Source organism: Alteromonas sp. 4NH20-0104, assembly GCF_057547795.1.
In genome coordinates, this window is the sequence record NZ_BAAJLP010000004.1 from 65559 (window position 1) to 80553 (window position 14995).

At 49.2% G+C, this 14995-nt stretch carries 17 protein-coding genes; 12 read left to right on the forward strand and 5 right to left on the reverse strand.

The annotated features are described in order from the left end of the window. Window positions 1-62 precede the first annotated feature (62 nt). Genes AC27IB_RS04015 through AC27IB_RS04030 form a run of 4 tightly spaced genes read left to right on the forward strand, consistent with a single transcriptional unit; the run spans window position 63 to window position 4287 of the window. On the forward strand, window positions 63-1289 hold the full coding sequence (locus AC27IB_RS04015) for a pyridoxal phosphate-dependent aminotransferase (protein ID WP_296043854.1): 1227 nt from the start codon (window positions 63-65) through the stop codon (window positions 1287-1289). Continuing rightward, entirely contained in the window at window positions 1289-1894 is a 606-nt protein-coding gene (gene yfbR / locus AC27IB_RS04020) for a 5'-deoxynucleotidase (RefSeq protein WP_296043852.1), read from the forward strand. The genes AC27IB_RS04015 and yfbR overlap by 1 nt, the downstream gene beginning before the upstream one ends. 13 nt (window positions 1895-1907) lie before the next feature. Next, window positions 1908-3248: an anti-phage deoxyguanosine triphosphatase gene (locus AC27IB_RS04025; protein ID WP_487119101.1), complete on the forward strand. Its 1341-nt coding sequence runs from the start codon at window positions 1908-1910 to the stop codon at window positions 3246-3248. A gap of 43 nt (window positions 3249-3291) precedes the next feature. Continuing rightward, window positions 3292-4287: an alpha/beta fold hydrolase gene (locus AC27IB_RS04030; RefSeq protein WP_487119103.1), complete on the forward strand. Its 996-nt coding sequence runs from the start codon at window positions 3292-3294 to the stop codon at window positions 4285-4287. 50 nt (window positions 4288-4337) lie between these two features. Here the strand turns inward: AC27IB_RS04030 and AC27IB_RS04035 are convergent, their stop codons facing one another. Continuing rightward, entirely contained in the window at window positions 4338-4523 is a 186-nt protein-coding gene (locus tag AC27IB_RS04035; protein ID WP_296043846.1) for a hypothetical protein, read from the reverse strand. Window positions 4524-4707: 184 nt separating this feature from the next. Here AC27IB_RS04035 and msrP point away from each other — a divergent pair, with 184 nt between their 5' ends. The 4 genes from msrP to AC27IB_RS04055 all read left to right on the forward strand — a co-directional run bounded on the left by msrP (window position 4708) and on the right by AC27IB_RS04055 (window position 8515). Next, window positions 4708-5709, forward strand: a complete 1002-nt coding sequence (gene msrP / locus AC27IB_RS04040; RefSeq protein WP_487119105.1) for a protein-methionine-sulfoxide reductase catalytic subunit MsrP — start codon at window positions 4708-4710, stop codon at window positions 5707-5709. Window positions 5710-5715: 6 nt separating this feature from the next. Next, entirely contained in the window at window positions 5716-6342 is a 627-nt protein-coding gene (locus tag AC27IB_RS04045) for a protein-methionine-sulfoxide reductase heme-binding subunit MsrQ (protein ID WP_296043842.1), read from the forward strand. Window positions 6343-6534: 192 nt separating this feature from the next. Further along, a complete protein-coding gene (locus tag AC27IB_RS04050; RefSeq protein ID WP_487119107.1) occupies window positions 6535-7902 on the forward strand; it encodes an MBL fold metallo-hydrolase in 1368 nt (455 codons plus the stop codon). A 229-nt stretch (window positions 7903-8131) separates the two neighbouring features. Further along, window positions 8132-8515, forward strand: coding sequence for a hypothetical protein (locus tag AC27IB_RS04055; RefSeq protein ID WP_296043839.1), 384 nt, complete (start codon window positions 8132-8134; stop codon window positions 8513-8515). A gap of 34 nt (window positions 8516-8549) precedes the next feature. Here AC27IB_RS04055 and AC27IB_RS04060 read toward each other — a convergent pair whose 3' ends face one another. Further along, window positions 8550-9005, reverse strand: coding sequence for a GNAT family N-acetyltransferase (locus tag AC27IB_RS04060; RefSeq protein ID WP_296043837.1), 456 nt, complete (start codon window positions 9003-9005; stop codon window positions 8550-8552). Continuing rightward, window positions 8998-9396 carry a rhodanese-like domain-containing protein gene (locus tag AC27IB_RS04065; protein WP_487119110.1) on the reverse strand — a complete coding sequence of 133 codons (399 nt, stop codon included), beginning with the start codon at window positions 9394-9396 and terminating at the stop codon, window positions 8998-9000. Before AC27IB_RS04065 ends, AC27IB_RS04060 begins: the two co-directional genes overlap by 8 nt. 122 nt (window positions 9397-9518) lie before the next feature. On the opposite strand from AC27IB_RS04065, the gene AC27IB_RS04070 reads away from it, so the two are divergent. Beyond that, window positions 9519-10469, forward strand: coding sequence for a helix-turn-helix domain-containing protein (locus AC27IB_RS04070; RefSeq protein ID WP_487119112.1), 951 nt, complete (start codon window positions 9519-9521; stop codon window positions 10467-10469). On the opposite strand, the gene AC27IB_RS04075 is transcribed toward AC27IB_RS04070, so the two are convergent. Continuing rightward, a complete protein-coding gene (locus AC27IB_RS04075) occupies window positions 10462-10647 on the reverse strand; it encodes a hypothetical protein (protein ID WP_296043830.1) in 186 nt (61 codons plus the stop codon). The genes AC27IB_RS04070 and AC27IB_RS04075 overlap by 8 nt on opposite strands. A 233-nt stretch (window positions 10648-10880) precedes the next feature. On the opposite strand from AC27IB_RS04075, the gene AC27IB_RS04080 reads away from it, so the two are divergent. The 3 genes from AC27IB_RS04080 (at window position 10881) to AC27IB_RS04090 (ending at window position 13891) form a co-directional block, all read left to right on the forward strand. Further along, window positions 10881-11240 carry a hypothetical protein gene (locus tag AC27IB_RS04080; protein ID WP_296043828.1) on the forward strand — a complete coding sequence of 120 codons (360 nt, stop codon included), beginning with the start codon at window positions 10881-10883 and terminating at the stop codon, window positions 11238-11240. A gap of 53 nt (window positions 11241-11293) precedes the next feature. Continuing rightward, window positions 11294-11779, forward strand: coding sequence for a YchJ family protein (locus tag AC27IB_RS04085; RefSeq protein ID WP_487119115.1), 486 nt, complete (start codon window positions 11294-11296; stop codon window positions 11777-11779). 279 nt (window positions 11780-12058) lie between these two features. Beyond that, window positions 12059-13891, forward strand: a complete 1833-nt coding sequence (locus AC27IB_RS04090; protein WP_487119117.1) for a M2 family metallopeptidase — start codon at window positions 12059-12061, stop codon at window positions 13889-13891. Window positions 13892-13981: 90 nt separating this feature from the next. Here the strand turns inward: AC27IB_RS04090 and AC27IB_RS04095 are convergent, their stop codons facing one another. After that, window positions 13982-14923 (reverse strand): DMT family transporter, encoded by a 942-nt coding sequence (locus tag AC27IB_RS04095; protein WP_487119119.1) that lies wholly within the window; start codon window positions 14921-14923, stop codon window positions 13982-13984. Window positions 14924-14995 lie beyond the last annotated feature (72 nt).

Below are 14995 nucleotides of genomic sequence, written 5' to 3' on the forward strand. Positions count from 1 at the left end.
TTGCTTAACAGCCTATAGTCCGATGCGATACCCTGAAAGCCCCGTAATTTAAGTAGTTTAAGATGAAACCGGTACACAGTTCGCACAAGTTAGATAACGTATGTTATGACATTCGCGGTCCGATCGCCGCGCAGGCTCGCAAGATGGAAGATGAAGGCCATCGCATTCTCAAGCTGAATATTGGCAACCCTGCCCCGTTTGGTTTTGATGCGCCCGACGATATCCTTAAAGATGTCATTCATAACCTGCCTACTTCACAAGGCTATTCTGACTCAACCGGTATTTACGCCGCCCGTGTAGCCGTAATGCAGTACTACCAGCAAATGAACATTCGTAACATTCAGGTTGACGATGTCTTTATTGGTAATGGCGTCAGTGAAATGATCATGATTGCCATGCAGGCACTGCTTAATATGGGTGATGAAGTGTTGTTACCCAGCCCGGATTACCCACTGTGGACGGCTGCGGTAAGCTTATCTTCCGGCACGCCGGTACATTACCGTTGTGACGAACAGGCCGGCTGGTTTCCGGACATTGACGATATAAAAAGTAAGATCACGAAAAAGACCAAAGCGATTGTGCTGATCAATCCCAATAACCCAACCGGTGCGGTATACAGCAAAGAACTGTTGCAACAAATTGTGGATTTGGCCCGCGAACACGAACTGGTGGTATATTCCGACGAGATCTACGATAAAATTCTCTACAACGATGCCAAGCATACGTGCATCGCGTCGCTGGCCGATGACGTGTTCTTTGTTACCTTTAGCGGTTTATCCAAAAACTACCGCGTAGCGGGTTTCCGTGCTGGCTGGCTGGTAGTCTCCGGCAACAAGCGGTTGGCTAAACACTATATTGAAGGGTTAAACATTCTGTCATCCATGCGAATGTGCGCCAACGTGCCCTGCCAAAGCGCCATACAAACAGCGCTTGGCGGCTATCAGAGCATCAACGACTTAGTGAAACCCGGTGGTCGGTTGCAATTGCAGCGGGATCTGGCCGCCCGTCGGCTTAATGAGATAGACGGTATCACCTGTGTAGCACCCAACGGTGCCATGTACTGTTTTGCCAAAGTCGACGCAGAGAAGTTTAATATCGCTAACGATGAACAAATGATCCTGGACCTGCTGAGCAGCGAAAAGATTCTGCTGGTGCATGGCCGCGCCTTTAATTTAAATGAAGGCATTTATTTCCGCCTGGTATTTTTACCGCACAGCGATATTCTGGCGCCGGCACTGGATCGGATAGAAAATTTCTTTAATGGCTACCGCCAGAAAGGCAAAAAATAATGGCTGACAACAGCCATTTCTTTGCCCATCTGGCCAGGATGAAACTCATTCATCGCTGGCCGTTAATGCATAATGTGCGGATTGAAAATGTGCAGGAGCACAGCCTGCAGGTGGCCATGGTTGCCCACGCGCTGGCGCTCATCCGTAACCGCTTTTTTGATGGTCAGCTGAATCCCGAGCGGATTGCCACCCTGGCCATGTTCCATGATGTGTCTGAGGTGCTCACCGGCGATCTGCCTACGCCGGTTAAATACTACAACCCGGCCATCAAGGAAGAATATAAAAAGATTGAGAAAATCGCCGAGCAGAAGCTAATCGATATGGCCCCGGAGCCCTTTCGCGAAGATTATGCTGAGTTAATCAGCGGTGACAAACACAGCGAAGACGAAGCCTTTATTGTAAAAGCCGCCGACGTAATTTGTGCTTATCTTAAAACGCTGGAAGAACTCAGCGCCGGTAACCGTGAATTTACCCTGGCCAAAAAGCGCCTTGATAAAATGCTCAAAGACTACCATTCAGACGAAGTGGATTATTTTTTGAAGCAATACGTGCCCAGTTTCTCTTTGAGTCTGGATGAAATCACCCAGGAAGAACACGGCGAGTAATAAAGGAGTCTGCATGCAAACCAATTGGCAATCCAACTGGTCGGAACGCCGGTTGCCCCGCACTCAGGCAAGAGACGGCGACCATCGTTCGCCTTTTCAGCGTGATAAAGCGCGGGTACTGCATTCCGCGGCCTTTCGCCGCTTGCAGGCCAAAACCCAGGTACTGGGGGTGGGATTAAGTGACTTTTACCGCACCCGCCTGACCCATTCACTGGAAGCCGCACAAATTGGTACCGGGATCACCGCCCAGCTACAGGGCAAGTTTCCGCGCTTAACCGAGTTTGTCAGCCTTGATCCGTATTTAATTGAAACTCTTTGCCTGGCTCATGATATTGGCCATCCGCCCTTTGGCCATGGCGGTGAAATAGCCCTGCATTACATGATGCACAAACACGGTGGGTTTGAAGGCAACGGCCAGACTTTCCGTATTGTGACACGCCTGGAGCCTTACACGGCGGAACACGGCATGAATCTGAGCCGTCGCAGTGTGCTGGGGTTAGTGAAATACCCCAACTTTATCGACACCCTGACCAATCAGGACATTGTACCGGCCGATGATTTGCGCATGCGTCAGATAAAAGCTGAACACTGGCATCCGCCTAAAGGACTGTTCCGTTGCGATGAAAACCTGTTTGACTGGCTACTCGACCCATTAAAATCAGAAGAACGCGATGCCTTTATGGCCTTTAATCAAAGCGTCGATAAGCATGGTAAAACCCGTCATAAATCCTTTGATTGCAGTGTGATGGAGCTGGCCGACGATATTGCCTATGGTATTCACGATTTGGAAGATGCCATTGTGATGGGCATGGTGAAGCGCGCTGAATTCTCTGAAGAACTGGAAAAGCCATTAATTGAACTCAAGGTGCCCTGGCTGTCTGATGCGATCAGTCAGCTCGGTGACCGCTTGTTCAGCATTGAACAGTATGAACGCAAAAACGCCATTGGCGCTCTGGTTAACTGTTTTATTACTGTAATTCGTATTGAAGAAAGTCCACAATTTAGTCACCCGCTGCTGTGTTATCAGGCGGTACTACCTCATCACCACAGCGAGGCACTGACGCTGTTTAAACAGTTTGTTTACCGCACGGTCATTCGCAAACCCGAAGTGCAATTGCTGGAATATAAAGGCCAGCAGGTGGTGATGGAGTTGTTTGAAGCGTTTAGTTCTGATCCCACTCGTCTGCTTCCGGAAAATACCCGCAGTCGCTGGTTACAAGCCGAGGAGCAAGGCAACGGTCACCGCGTAATTGCCGATTATATTTCAGGCATGACCGACGAATTTGCCGCTCGCCTCTATTCTAATATGTTTGTCCCCAAGCGTGGTGGCGTGCTCGATACTTTGTCACTTTAAGCACCGCTCTGGTTAATCTGCTGTCACCGACAGGATGTCATTTATGCGCAGGATCCGCCTGATTATTCTCATTGTTTTTTGTATGTCGACATTGCCCGGCTGTGCCTCGTTGCTGGCCAGCCAAATTGCCAAAGGCGGCGGCTCGCAAGTCACCGGAAACTTTGGCTGGACTGTTGAAGAAGTAGTTTGTGATACTTCTCACCATTGTGTCCCCGTTACACGGCTTCTTGACAATGAGAGCCTTTCTCTCACTCTGGAGTTTGATTTTTACATTAATCAAAATCACAAAATATGGCATTTTGAAGCGCTCACCGATAGCCAGCAGTCTAAACCACTGGAAAATGATCTTATCCTGCTTTTTGCCGGCTATAATCAACCCGCGAAAATCCTCACTCTCCATCAGCAATGGCTTGAGGTGATCACCGGCGCAGACGTGTGGGTGGTACCCGGTGCTGAGCAGGCGGAACACTTTACCTTTGGCCTGGATTATGTAGTCCCGCTGGTCAGTGAGATCTCGCGTCGACAGCCAGAGAAAGTGCATTTGATAGGCTTTTCCATGGGCGCACTGGCAGCCCGTGGAGTGATGGAACAAATCGATAATGGCCGACTGTATTTAATCGCGCCAATGAATGATTTCCGGGTAGCGGTCAACGCGCTTTGGAATTCCGCTTATAAAAACAAGTTTTACACCCGTTTCATTGGCGATGAAACCGTCGAGGAAGCAGTAGATATCGTTTATGAGCGGGCCGGGAAAACTGCTCAGGATACGGCGTTGATCGAACGTATTGAGCACATGCAGGGCACTGCCTTTATCTATGCGTCACTCGACGATAAGGTAACCCCTGCTTCAAAATGGTTGCAGATAAAGCGCGCTGGATTACAGCTTAAAACCTACCCGCAGATGACTCATGTGGAGATGGTCGCTTTGTTCAGACAAGACTTGCTAGAAGACGTTACGGCCGACCTGCTCGGCCGCACCATTACCTCTGCAGACACCGACATCATTGGCATAATGTGTGATGCCAGCGACACTGAATGACTTAACCGTCTGCCCGCTGATGATGACGGTTCAGAGGATTAGCAACCGTATTAGTGCATGGCCAGTTTCACCGCATTTAACTCGCTGGTTTCTGATGTTGTAGGCATAGCTTTAGCGTCTTCCACCATCACCGCCATGGAGTCCAGCACATCGAGAAAGTCCTTTAATTGCTCTGGGCTCAGTTGCGCAGACAGCGACTCGATTTTGGCGATCAGGCTTTTTGTTGGTAATCTCATAAGTGTCAATATTCTGTGGTTATAGGCATTGAACCAACGATGTTACAAATACCTTGCCAACTTGTGAGGTCAGCGCGAGCCGACGACACTGCTACGAATACTCACCGGCGTGGATGAAATTTTTTTGTGCTTAATGCGGTCTTAGTACGTAACCAGAGGTATAAGTGTTAGCAAATCAGGCATTATGACTAAACGATTCAAACCATCACAACGTTTCAAAAGCAGTGAAATTACCGACGAAGCAGTGTTTTCATCGCGCCGTAGTGTGCTTAAATCCATGGGCTTTGTTGGCGCTGGCGCATTGCTAAGTGGCTCGGCGGCAGCCCGCGGTTGGTTCGACGATGATGATAAGCCAGCCTTTAAGGCCCGGCCGCTGGACTTTACCCGTAATAACAGCCTGTCGACCGACGAAACCATGACGCCCTATGCAAAAGTCACCTCGTACAACAACTTTTATGAGTTCGGCACCAGCAAGGACGATCCGGTAGAAAATGCCCAGGACTTTCAGGTTGACCCGTGGTCACTAAAAATTGACGGTATGGTTCGCAACCCCATTACCCTGAGCTATGACGATATCCTCAATAAATTTCCATTAGAGGAACGGGTGTACCGGTTAAGATGCGTTGAGGCGTGGTCGATGGTTATCCCCTGGCTGGGGTTTGAATTAAACAAATTGATCAAGTTGGCGGATCCCCTTGGTTCAGCAAAATATGTAGCCTTTAAAACCCTCTTCGATCCCAAACAAATGCCGGGCCAACGTAATCCATTTATGGGGGGCGGCATCGACTATCCCTACGTGGAAGGTTTACGACTCGATGAGGCCATGCATCCCTTATCGCTGATGTCGGTGGGCGTGTATGGTAAAACCCTGCCACCTCAGAACGGTGCGCCAATTCGCTTGGTGGTACCGTGGAAATATGGCTTTAAAAGCATTAAGTCAGTGGTGCGCATTACGCTGACCGATCAGGAACCACCCACCACGTGGAATCGGTTGGCTGCGCATGAATACGGGTTTTACGCCAACGTGAATCCGGATGTGGCGCATCCACGCTGGAGTCAGGCCAGTGAACGGCGCATCACCAAAGGCGGGCTGTTTTCACAAAACCGGATCGATACCGAACGATTTAATGGCTATCAGGAGGTTGCCCCGTTGTATAACAATATGGATCTTACCCGGTATTACTGATTGTCAATGAAGCTGTTAAATAAACCGTTAAAACTGTCTGCGCTGCAAATCAGGCTAACCAAAACACTTTTGCATTTACTGATCCTGGGTTGGGTTATCATCACCTTTTACCAGAGCGTCACTGACAATCTGGGAGCCGATCCGGTTAAAGCGCTGATTCATTTTAGCGGCATTGGCGCGTTAAACCTGTTATTAATTACCCTGCTTATCAGTCCGGCTGCACGCTACCTGCCAGCGCCGGCATTAATGCGCTTCAGGCGCATGCTGGGTATTTACGTGTTCGTTTACGCGGTCATCCATTTACTCACCTATATTAGCTTTGAATTGCAGTTTGACTGGTCTTTGGTGGTGAGTGAAATTATCAAGCGTCCGTATATCACCGTCGGCATGGTGGCGCTATTACTCCTAACGGCTCTAACAGCCACTTCGCCCAATAAAGTTCGCCAGCGCCTCGGTAAACGCTGGCAACGCTTGCACAATTCTATCTACCTGGTGGTGTTTCTGGCCCTGTTGCACTTCAGTTGGTCGCGAAAAACCGGCCTGCAGGAGCCATTAATTTACTGGTTTATTGCCCTGCTGATAGTGCTTCCCCGCCTGCAAACCCTCAAACAGCGTGTAACGCGATCCCGTTAATCGGTTTGCGTTATGTAAATTTTATATAGGATTAAGTGAATATTTCTTTCCGCGTGGCATAACCTCAGCGCTATAAAATCTAACTAATTGTTTTACCATTATTTTTTATTCGGCATAACAATTGAATCTGCTCCCTGTGAAATACATTAAATTCGCGTTGTGCACAGCACAACAGCGAAGCGGAGCTCACTTATGTTTGTTGAATCGGTTAAAACACAGGGCATTGCGCACCTTTCTTACGTAATAGGCAGCAACGGAGAAGCCTGTGTTATTGACCCTCAGTTAGATACTCAGCATTACCTGTCGCTTGCCGACAATCATGCCTGCCGGATAACGACCATCATCGAAACCCATCGCAACGAAGACTTTATCTCTGGCGCTGTAGCGCTGGCCAATCAGACCGGCGCTGAGATTTACCATGGTAAAGACGCCGACGAACCCATTGAATACGCCCGCCAGGCAAATAACGGCGACACAGTTGAAGTGGGTAAATGGACACTGGAGGTCATCGCCACCCCCGGCCATACGAAAGACAGCATATGCCTGCTGGCTATCGACAATGAACAGGATGGTCAGCCCATTGGCGTATTTACCGGCGATACCTTATTTGTCAGTGAAGTCGGCCGCACGGATTTTTACCCCGAACAAATGGCAGAGATGGCGGGCCTGCTTTATGACAGCCTGCAAACACTCGCCGCGCTTGGCGACGATATCATCGTCTACCCTGCTCACGGTGCCGGCTCTGTGTGCGGGTCTGGCATGGCTGAACGGGAGTTTACTACGATTGGTATTGAGAGACGGCAAAACCCCGGCTATCAGTGCGCCTCTAAAAAGGCGTTTATAGAACGAAAACTAGCCGAAAAGCATTACATAGCCCCGTATTTTAAGAAAATGGAGCAGTCTAACCTTACCGGCCTGGATACCTCTGTACCGTCTGCCGCCTGTCAGTTACTGACGCCTGAATGGCAGTCTGCATGGCAACAAAGCGCAGAGCGCCCCGGCGTTTTAATAGATGTGAGGAGTCATGCCCAGTTTCGCGACGGTCATTATCCGGGCAGTCTGAACTTACCAGGGGGCCTGCTAAGCGCCTATGGCGGCTGGTTTCTTGATTATTCCACACCGGTAGCGCTGGTTGCTGATTCCGCAGCTCAGGCCGCCGACAGTGCCCGCCAATTATGGCGGATGGGTTATCACCAGATTGCTGGCTACCTGACCATAGTACCGGCTCCGGTGACCGTTGAGGATTATCAGCATCAGCATGTTAAATCTGTCACCGCAGATATCGTGGACCAACGCATTAAAGCATCGCCAGCCAACTGGCAACTGCTGGATGTGCGTAAGCACGAAGAACTCGACAACGCCGGGTTTGCTGATGCACAGCATCTTTATTTAGGCTATTTACCTGACAGGCATCATCAACTGGACAAGTCATGTCATTACACAGTGGCTTGTGGCAGTGGTAAGCGCGCCACCGCGGCTGCCAGTTATTTACTGGCACAGGGATTTGAACAGGTCGATATCTTTATTGGTTCGATGCAGGCCTGGCAACGCTACCAGTAAGACAGTCTGCACAGGTCTTAAGAACATGAAAAACACAGCTGGCAAGGAGGCCGGATGTGTTGCCCCTTCATGCTGCTCTGCTTGCTTTATAAGCAGAACACTGCAATATTATTCAGGTAACAAGGACTTATCGTTACTCCATTTACCAGATTTCACGGATTGAAAACATGGCAGACCACACATTCTCTTTATTCCCTCCAGGCCAGTCCTTTCACTGTTGGGGGTGGTTATGTATCTGAAAAGACTCACTACGGGCTGTGTTATTGCAGCAATACTCTACTGGGCATACCATATCAGCTCGCCAAGCATCAGCTTACTCAACAGTTCCGACAGCGAAATTATTCAGGCCAGCATTAGTCTGAGCGACAACAAATTATCTTTTGGCGCGCTGGAAGATGGTGAGGACAAAGAGCTGTCTTATTCATTACTGTCGGGCAGCGGCGAATATACCTATTACTTCAGACTCAGTAATAACATCGTGCTAACCGGTAAGTGTGGCAACTTCAAAAGCTTTGAAATCAGCAAACGGGTGATATTTCTCGTTAGCGATAAAAAAGTCATTTCTCAAAACAGTAACGGTGAACCGCTAAACTGTGAAAGTAGCCAGGTGTAAGCGAACGTTGGCTTCGGTATACACCTGGAAGCTGTTAGTTAAGAGTGAGTGTCATTAACTGCCAGCGATCTTCAACCCGCCCCCCCTGGCGCTGATAAAACCGTTTAGCCTGATGGTTGGCAGCCAGCACCTCCCACTTTAGTTTGCTCCCTCCTACAGCTTTACAAAGGGCTTTAGCTTCGTTAAATAACGCTTCACCCACGCCTTGACCTCTGGCATGTGGCGTCACAATTAACTCTTTGATCACCAGCCACGGTTTGAGGTCGTAAGTAAACGGCTGATAAAAGTACACCAGAATGCCCGTGACGGCTGACGGACTCTCCGCTACCAGCACACCGGTATGCCGGTTATCCGTAATGAGCTGCGCCAGGCTGTGACGATCCACTTTAAAATGGTGGTGATAACCTTCAAATTCTGCCAGCGCTTCCATTAACGTCAATACTGCATCAAGGTCGCTTTGAACAGCCTGGCGGACAGTCACTTTATTCATCACAGGCTAACTCAAAGCCTTCATCGAGCCAGCCGGTAACCCCGCCAATCATTTTTTTAACCGGACGACCTAAGCGCGCCAGTCTGATAGCGGCTTTTTCAGTAGCGTTGCAGTGCGGTCCGGCGCAATACACCACAAAGACCGTTTCTGCAGGATAAGCCGATAACCTGTCTTCGTTTATCTGGGCATGAGGCATAAACGTTGCGCCTGCGATGTATCCCAGACGGGCAACCTCTTCAGCACGCACATCGAGCAATACAAAATCGGTGAGGTCATTGTGCAGTGCATAGTGTACATCCCAACAATCGGTTTCAAACTTCAGCAAGTTTTGAAAATGGGCCAGGGCTTCTGCGCTGGCAGCGGGTCTGGGGCGAATAACAGTAGATGGCATAATAAAGCTCCTTTGATAACGGTAAATTAATTATCACCGCCGATTCGCGTTGCCCCAACTGTCTAAAATGACTATTATCGATAATATATAGACAACCTAAAGCGCAGATAGCGCAAAATAGTATGATAAAAGTCACCATTTTGCTGTGTGAGACGCTCTCTTTGTTTGAACTCGGCTGCGCTACCGAACTCTTCGCCCTGCCCCGGCCCGAGTTTGAAGACTGGTACCAGACCCAAACAGTCACTTTGAGTGATAATACGTTTACGGGCCCCGGTAACACGGTGTTTAAGTGCCCTCGTGTCGTTAAGCTGCCTGACACTGATTTGCTGGTGATCCCCAGCTTTCCGGTAAATATCGGGACCATTGACCCATTGCTGGCCAGTGAAGTACTTCGTCATTACGAACAGGGCGGCCGGATTATCAGTTTTTGCTCCGGCTCATTTTTGTTGGCAGCTCTCGGGCTACTCAACCAGCGTACAGCCATAACGCACTGGCGCTATGCAGGCCAATTTAAGCAGCGGTTCCCCCACATTACCTACCGGGATGACAGTTTGTACTGGTATGACGGCAAAATAGGTTGTTCGGCAGGCAGTGCCGCCGCTATTGATTTGGGCGTGGCAGTGATCCGCGACGATTACGGCTACGAGCACGCCAATGCGGTAGCGCGCAGATTGGTTTTACCGGCTCACAGAGACGGTGGGCAGTCTCAGTTTGTCCAAACACCTCTGGCCAGGACCAATTCGGCGTTGGCGAAAGTGCTCGACTGGGCGGTTAAACACAGCGGACCGGGCTTAACGGTGGCGCAAATTGCCAATAAAGCGAATATGACCCGACGAACCTTTGACCGGCACTTTATCCGCCAGTTTAATATGACCCCCCATCAGTGGTTGTGCGAACGTAAACTGGAAGTTGCCCGCCAGTTACTGGAATCCACTCATTTACCCATTGAGCAAATTGCTGAACGGGCAGGCTTTGACAGTGCCGTAACCCTGAGACACAATTTTAATAAGTATCTTTCGGTATCACCGTCGAAATACCGTCAGACATTTCAAAACGTTAAGCCGATCACTTAGGCTGTTGAGACAGCGGCCTGGCCTTTTCCCACTTATAGATACCCAACCAAAACCCTAACTCCAGCAGCATTCCTGAGATAACCAGAATAAAAGTGCCGGTGGCAAACCCGGCCTGATAACAAAGCAAGGCACCTAACAGCAGTGCTGCCAGTAACAAAATACGTTTAATCATAGCCATAAAAGCCGCTCCTATTAGTTTGACTCTACTGAGTAAAGCGCTGAGACGCCCTTTACGCAATAAAGAAAATGTAACCGGGGGTGACATAGTCAGAGTGTATAGCTGGGTTTTCCTGTTTGCCCTGCATTTACTGCACAAACAGATCGATTAAAAAAGTAGCAAAAAAACTTGCATGTTGTTTTATACAGTATTACTGTATATCCATACACTGTATATATTAACAGGAAAGCAAAATGACATTGGCAACCACTACATTTGAAACTGAAAGCAACATACTTCAATTTCCTCAGCGCGTGGCAAAACGCGTACCGGCACAAAAAGGCTGGTCATATTTGTTGTCTAACTCCGTGGCGTTTCAGAAAGATATCGACTACGCCATACGTATACAGAAACCTGATCAGGAAAAAGTACCTGCCTGGATCCGCCGGCTCATTACCAGTGGTCAGTGCCGTTCAATTTACGTGGAAGATCTTATCCTGACGCCTCAGGAGCGGGTTTCCATTAAACAACTGTGTGAACAATATGCAGTGTCGTTGGTAGCGGTATCCGTTAACGACAAAGTGGCCGGTAATATTTTACAAGGTCCTTGGTAAACCAAACGACAGGCCTTACACTATCGGCATTACCCTGAAAACGGAATAAGCCGGTGTTGTGTTATTGTTGTAGTAAGAAGCTGTACAGTGAATGTTGCGAACCCAAACATACCGGGGTAGCTATTGCTGAGACAGCCGAAGCGTTAATGCGCTCACGCTTTAGTGCTTACTGCATAAATAACTGGGCGTATATTTTAAAGACCTACGCTAAAAGTCAGCGTAAGGCATTAAATGAACAAACGCTCGAAGACAGCGCTCAGGGAACCAAATGGTTGAGCTTGTCGGTAGTCACACCACCATCCAAACCACATCAGGGTGGCAGAACAACAGACCAGGTGGAATTTAAAGCCTACTATACACTGCACCACAAACCTTACCTGATGCATGAAACCAGTGACTTTATTTTAGAAGACGGTGAATGGCGTTATACCACAGGTACTATGCACAGCGATTCAGGCTTGCTGAAAACTGGCCGAAACGACCCCTGTTTTTGTGGCAGTAACAAAAAATATAAGCAGTGCTGTTTGAAGCGATTATAACGCTTTCACCACAACCGCAGTGTTACTTATGAGCTAAACCCCTTCTCATTTTATTTCAGTACTGATTAATGCCCCGCCCTAAATTTCACTGATGAAAACACGTCAGCCCATATTGCTGCATGCCACTTGGCTTTAGTTGGGAATGTGATTACAGTGTAACAACGCAGCGATAAGTGCCCCCTGTGGGGTTACTGATAGGACTGCCTGAATCATTGCAAGATAACAACAAGGGAATGAATAGCATCAGGCTCTTCAATTCTCAACAACGAGAGAAGCATTATGAAAATGACCCGACTTTCTTTAGTTTCACTGGGCCTGCTTGCCGCATTAGGCGGCTGTCAGCCAGCCAGTGAACCAGCACAGGAAACCACCGAAACCAGGCCCATGTACACCGCTGAAGATGCCGCCATGTTTGTCGAATCTGCCCAGCGTGAAATGGAAAAGATGCAGGTCCCCGCAGCAAAGGCGGCCTGGTTGTATGCCACCAATATCAATGAAGATACCGCTACAGTAAATGCCTATATTTCTGAGCTTTTTTCAAACCGGGCATCTGAACTGGCCAAACAGGCAGCAGAATATAACGAAGTCGAGGTTGATGCCGATCTGCGTCGAAAACTCAACCTGATGCGAACGTCCCTGACCATGCCACCGCCGGCGAGCCCAAAGAAGTCGAAACGTTTAGCAAAAATCAGTTCTGAGCTGGATGGCATGTACGGTAAAGGTAAATACTGTCGTTCTGAAAATGACTGCATTGGTCTGGTCGACATGAGTGCCGAAATGGCCACTTCCCGTGATGCCGATTTGCTACTGGAATACTGGCAAGGCTGGCGCGAAGTGTCTGTGCCGATGAAAGACTTGTATGCCGAACAAGTGGTTATCGCCAATGAGGGGGCAGCGGAACTGGGATTTGCGAATGTCAGTGAACTGTGGCGCAGTAAATATGATATGCCCGCCGATGACTTTCCAGTAGAGCTGGACCGCTTATGGGGCCAGGTAAAACCCTTTTATGACGCCCTGCACTGTCATGTTCGTGCTGAGCTGGGAGAATATTACGGTGAAGATATCGTGCCTCAGGACAAACCGATCCCAGCCCATTTACTGGGTAATATGTGGGCGCAAAGCTGGGGCAACATTTACGATTTGGTCAAACCGGACGAGCCCATGGAAGTCCCCGATGTAACAGGCGCATTGCGTGATCAGGATTACGACGAAATCAAAATGGTCAGGCAAGCTGAGTCGTTCTTCTCCTCGCTGGGCTTTGAGGAATTGCCAGCAACATTCTGGGAGCGTTCACAGTTCAGTAAACCTGCCGATCGGGACGTACAATGCCACGCTTCGGCCTGGAATGTTGACGATAAAGACGACTTGCGCATCAAAATGTGTATTCAGATCACCGGCGAAGAATTTAACGTTATTCACCATGAACTCGGTCATAACTATTACCAGCGTGCCTACAATCAGGAACCCCTGTTATACCGCACGTCTGCCAACGACGGTTTTCACGAAGCCATTGGCGATACCATTGCCCTGTCGATTACCCCGAAATACCTTAAAGAAATTGGTCTGATTGATGAAATTCCGGATCCTTCCAATGATGTGGGTATGTTATTACAAACGGCACTGGATAAAATTGCTTTTATTCCATTTGGCCTGATGGTTGACCAATGGCGCTGGAAAGTCATGGCCGGTGAAGTCGGACCCGATGATTACAACGAGCTATGGTGGAATTTACGTCAGAAGTATCAGGGGGTCATGGCCCCGGTAGACCGCGATGCAAACGCTTTCGATCCTGGCGCAAAGTACCATGTTCCGGCCAATGTGCCCTACACCCGCTATTTCCTTGCTCACATTCTGCAGTTCCAGTTCCACAAAGCCTTATGTGATGTAGCTGGCGACGAAGGTCCGCTGAACCGCTGCTCGATTTACGGCAGTAAAGAGGCGGGGGACGCCCTGAATGCCATGCTGGAGATGGGCCAGAGCAAACCCTGGCAGGAAGCACTGCAAACGCTTACCGGCACGGATAAAATGGACGCAAGCACCATTGTGAATTACTTCCAGCCACTTAAAACCTGGCTGGATGAGCAAAATGAAGACCGTCAGTGTGGCTGGTAAGCCCTTAGCCTTATAAAGGCTGACAAATATTCACTGACTGTAACAAGCCGCTGGCAGGTTTACCCTCCAGCGGCTTTTTTGTAAGTAGGGTTACGCCGTGCAGGATGACTTTCGGCGCCACTTTCCAATGACCAACCGTACCGGAAAATTACTGATCAGCGTACCGGCAAGGATTAGCAATAACGCAATGGTTAGCCCCGGCGTCCACTGCTCGTTAAACAAGGGCACAGCCAGAACACTGGCAAAAACCGGCACTAACGCCATCAGTCCGCCCATTCTCGTTGCTCCAATCAGATGAACCGCCCGACCGTACAACACCATTTGAATGGTCGTTGCCATCACGCCCTGATAGAACGCCTGTAACCCGAGCATTTGCCAGGACGCCGAACTAATATGGTGGGGTAAAAACAGCGCATAGACTGGCGTAAACAGGAGTGTCGTCACGGCAATAATCCCCAGCGTTGCGTGCCATGGCGCAAACTGCCAACGTCGCAATAACACCGTGAATATTCCCCAGCACACGCACGCAAATACAAAACTCACATCACCGGACCAGTATCGGTTATCAACCAACAGCGTTTCAGTTAACAATGCAGCAATGCCCAGGCTGCTTACCCCAATACCAAGCCAGGAAGACAAAGTATGACGTTCTCCGGCAATAAAATACGCAAAGACCGCAATCATAATCGGCATCAGGCCCGGTAATAATAGTGCAGCATGGGTTGCCGGCGCATTGGCAAAGCCGGTAAAGACCGACAAGGCATAGGCTAATCCCCCAATACCGCCCAAAACGGCCATACGCCACTGACAAATGACCTTGCGATGCTGCCAGATGAAAGGTGAGAACAACACAAAGGCCGTGCCAAAACGCACCATAATCATGTCCGGGATCGCAAGCGCTGCCAATGCGCCCGCCTTTGAGACTAAAATGAACCCAGTCCAAATCATGACCGCACACAATGCGTAGGCCAACCCCGCTTTGGGCAGGCTACTGCCTGCGTGGGGTTGCGGTTGCCCGTTAGTCTCACTCATTAGGTTGCATTCCCTTCTTGATTTCATTGTCGATAAGTATAAGCTATTCAGTCATTCATCTATAATGAATAA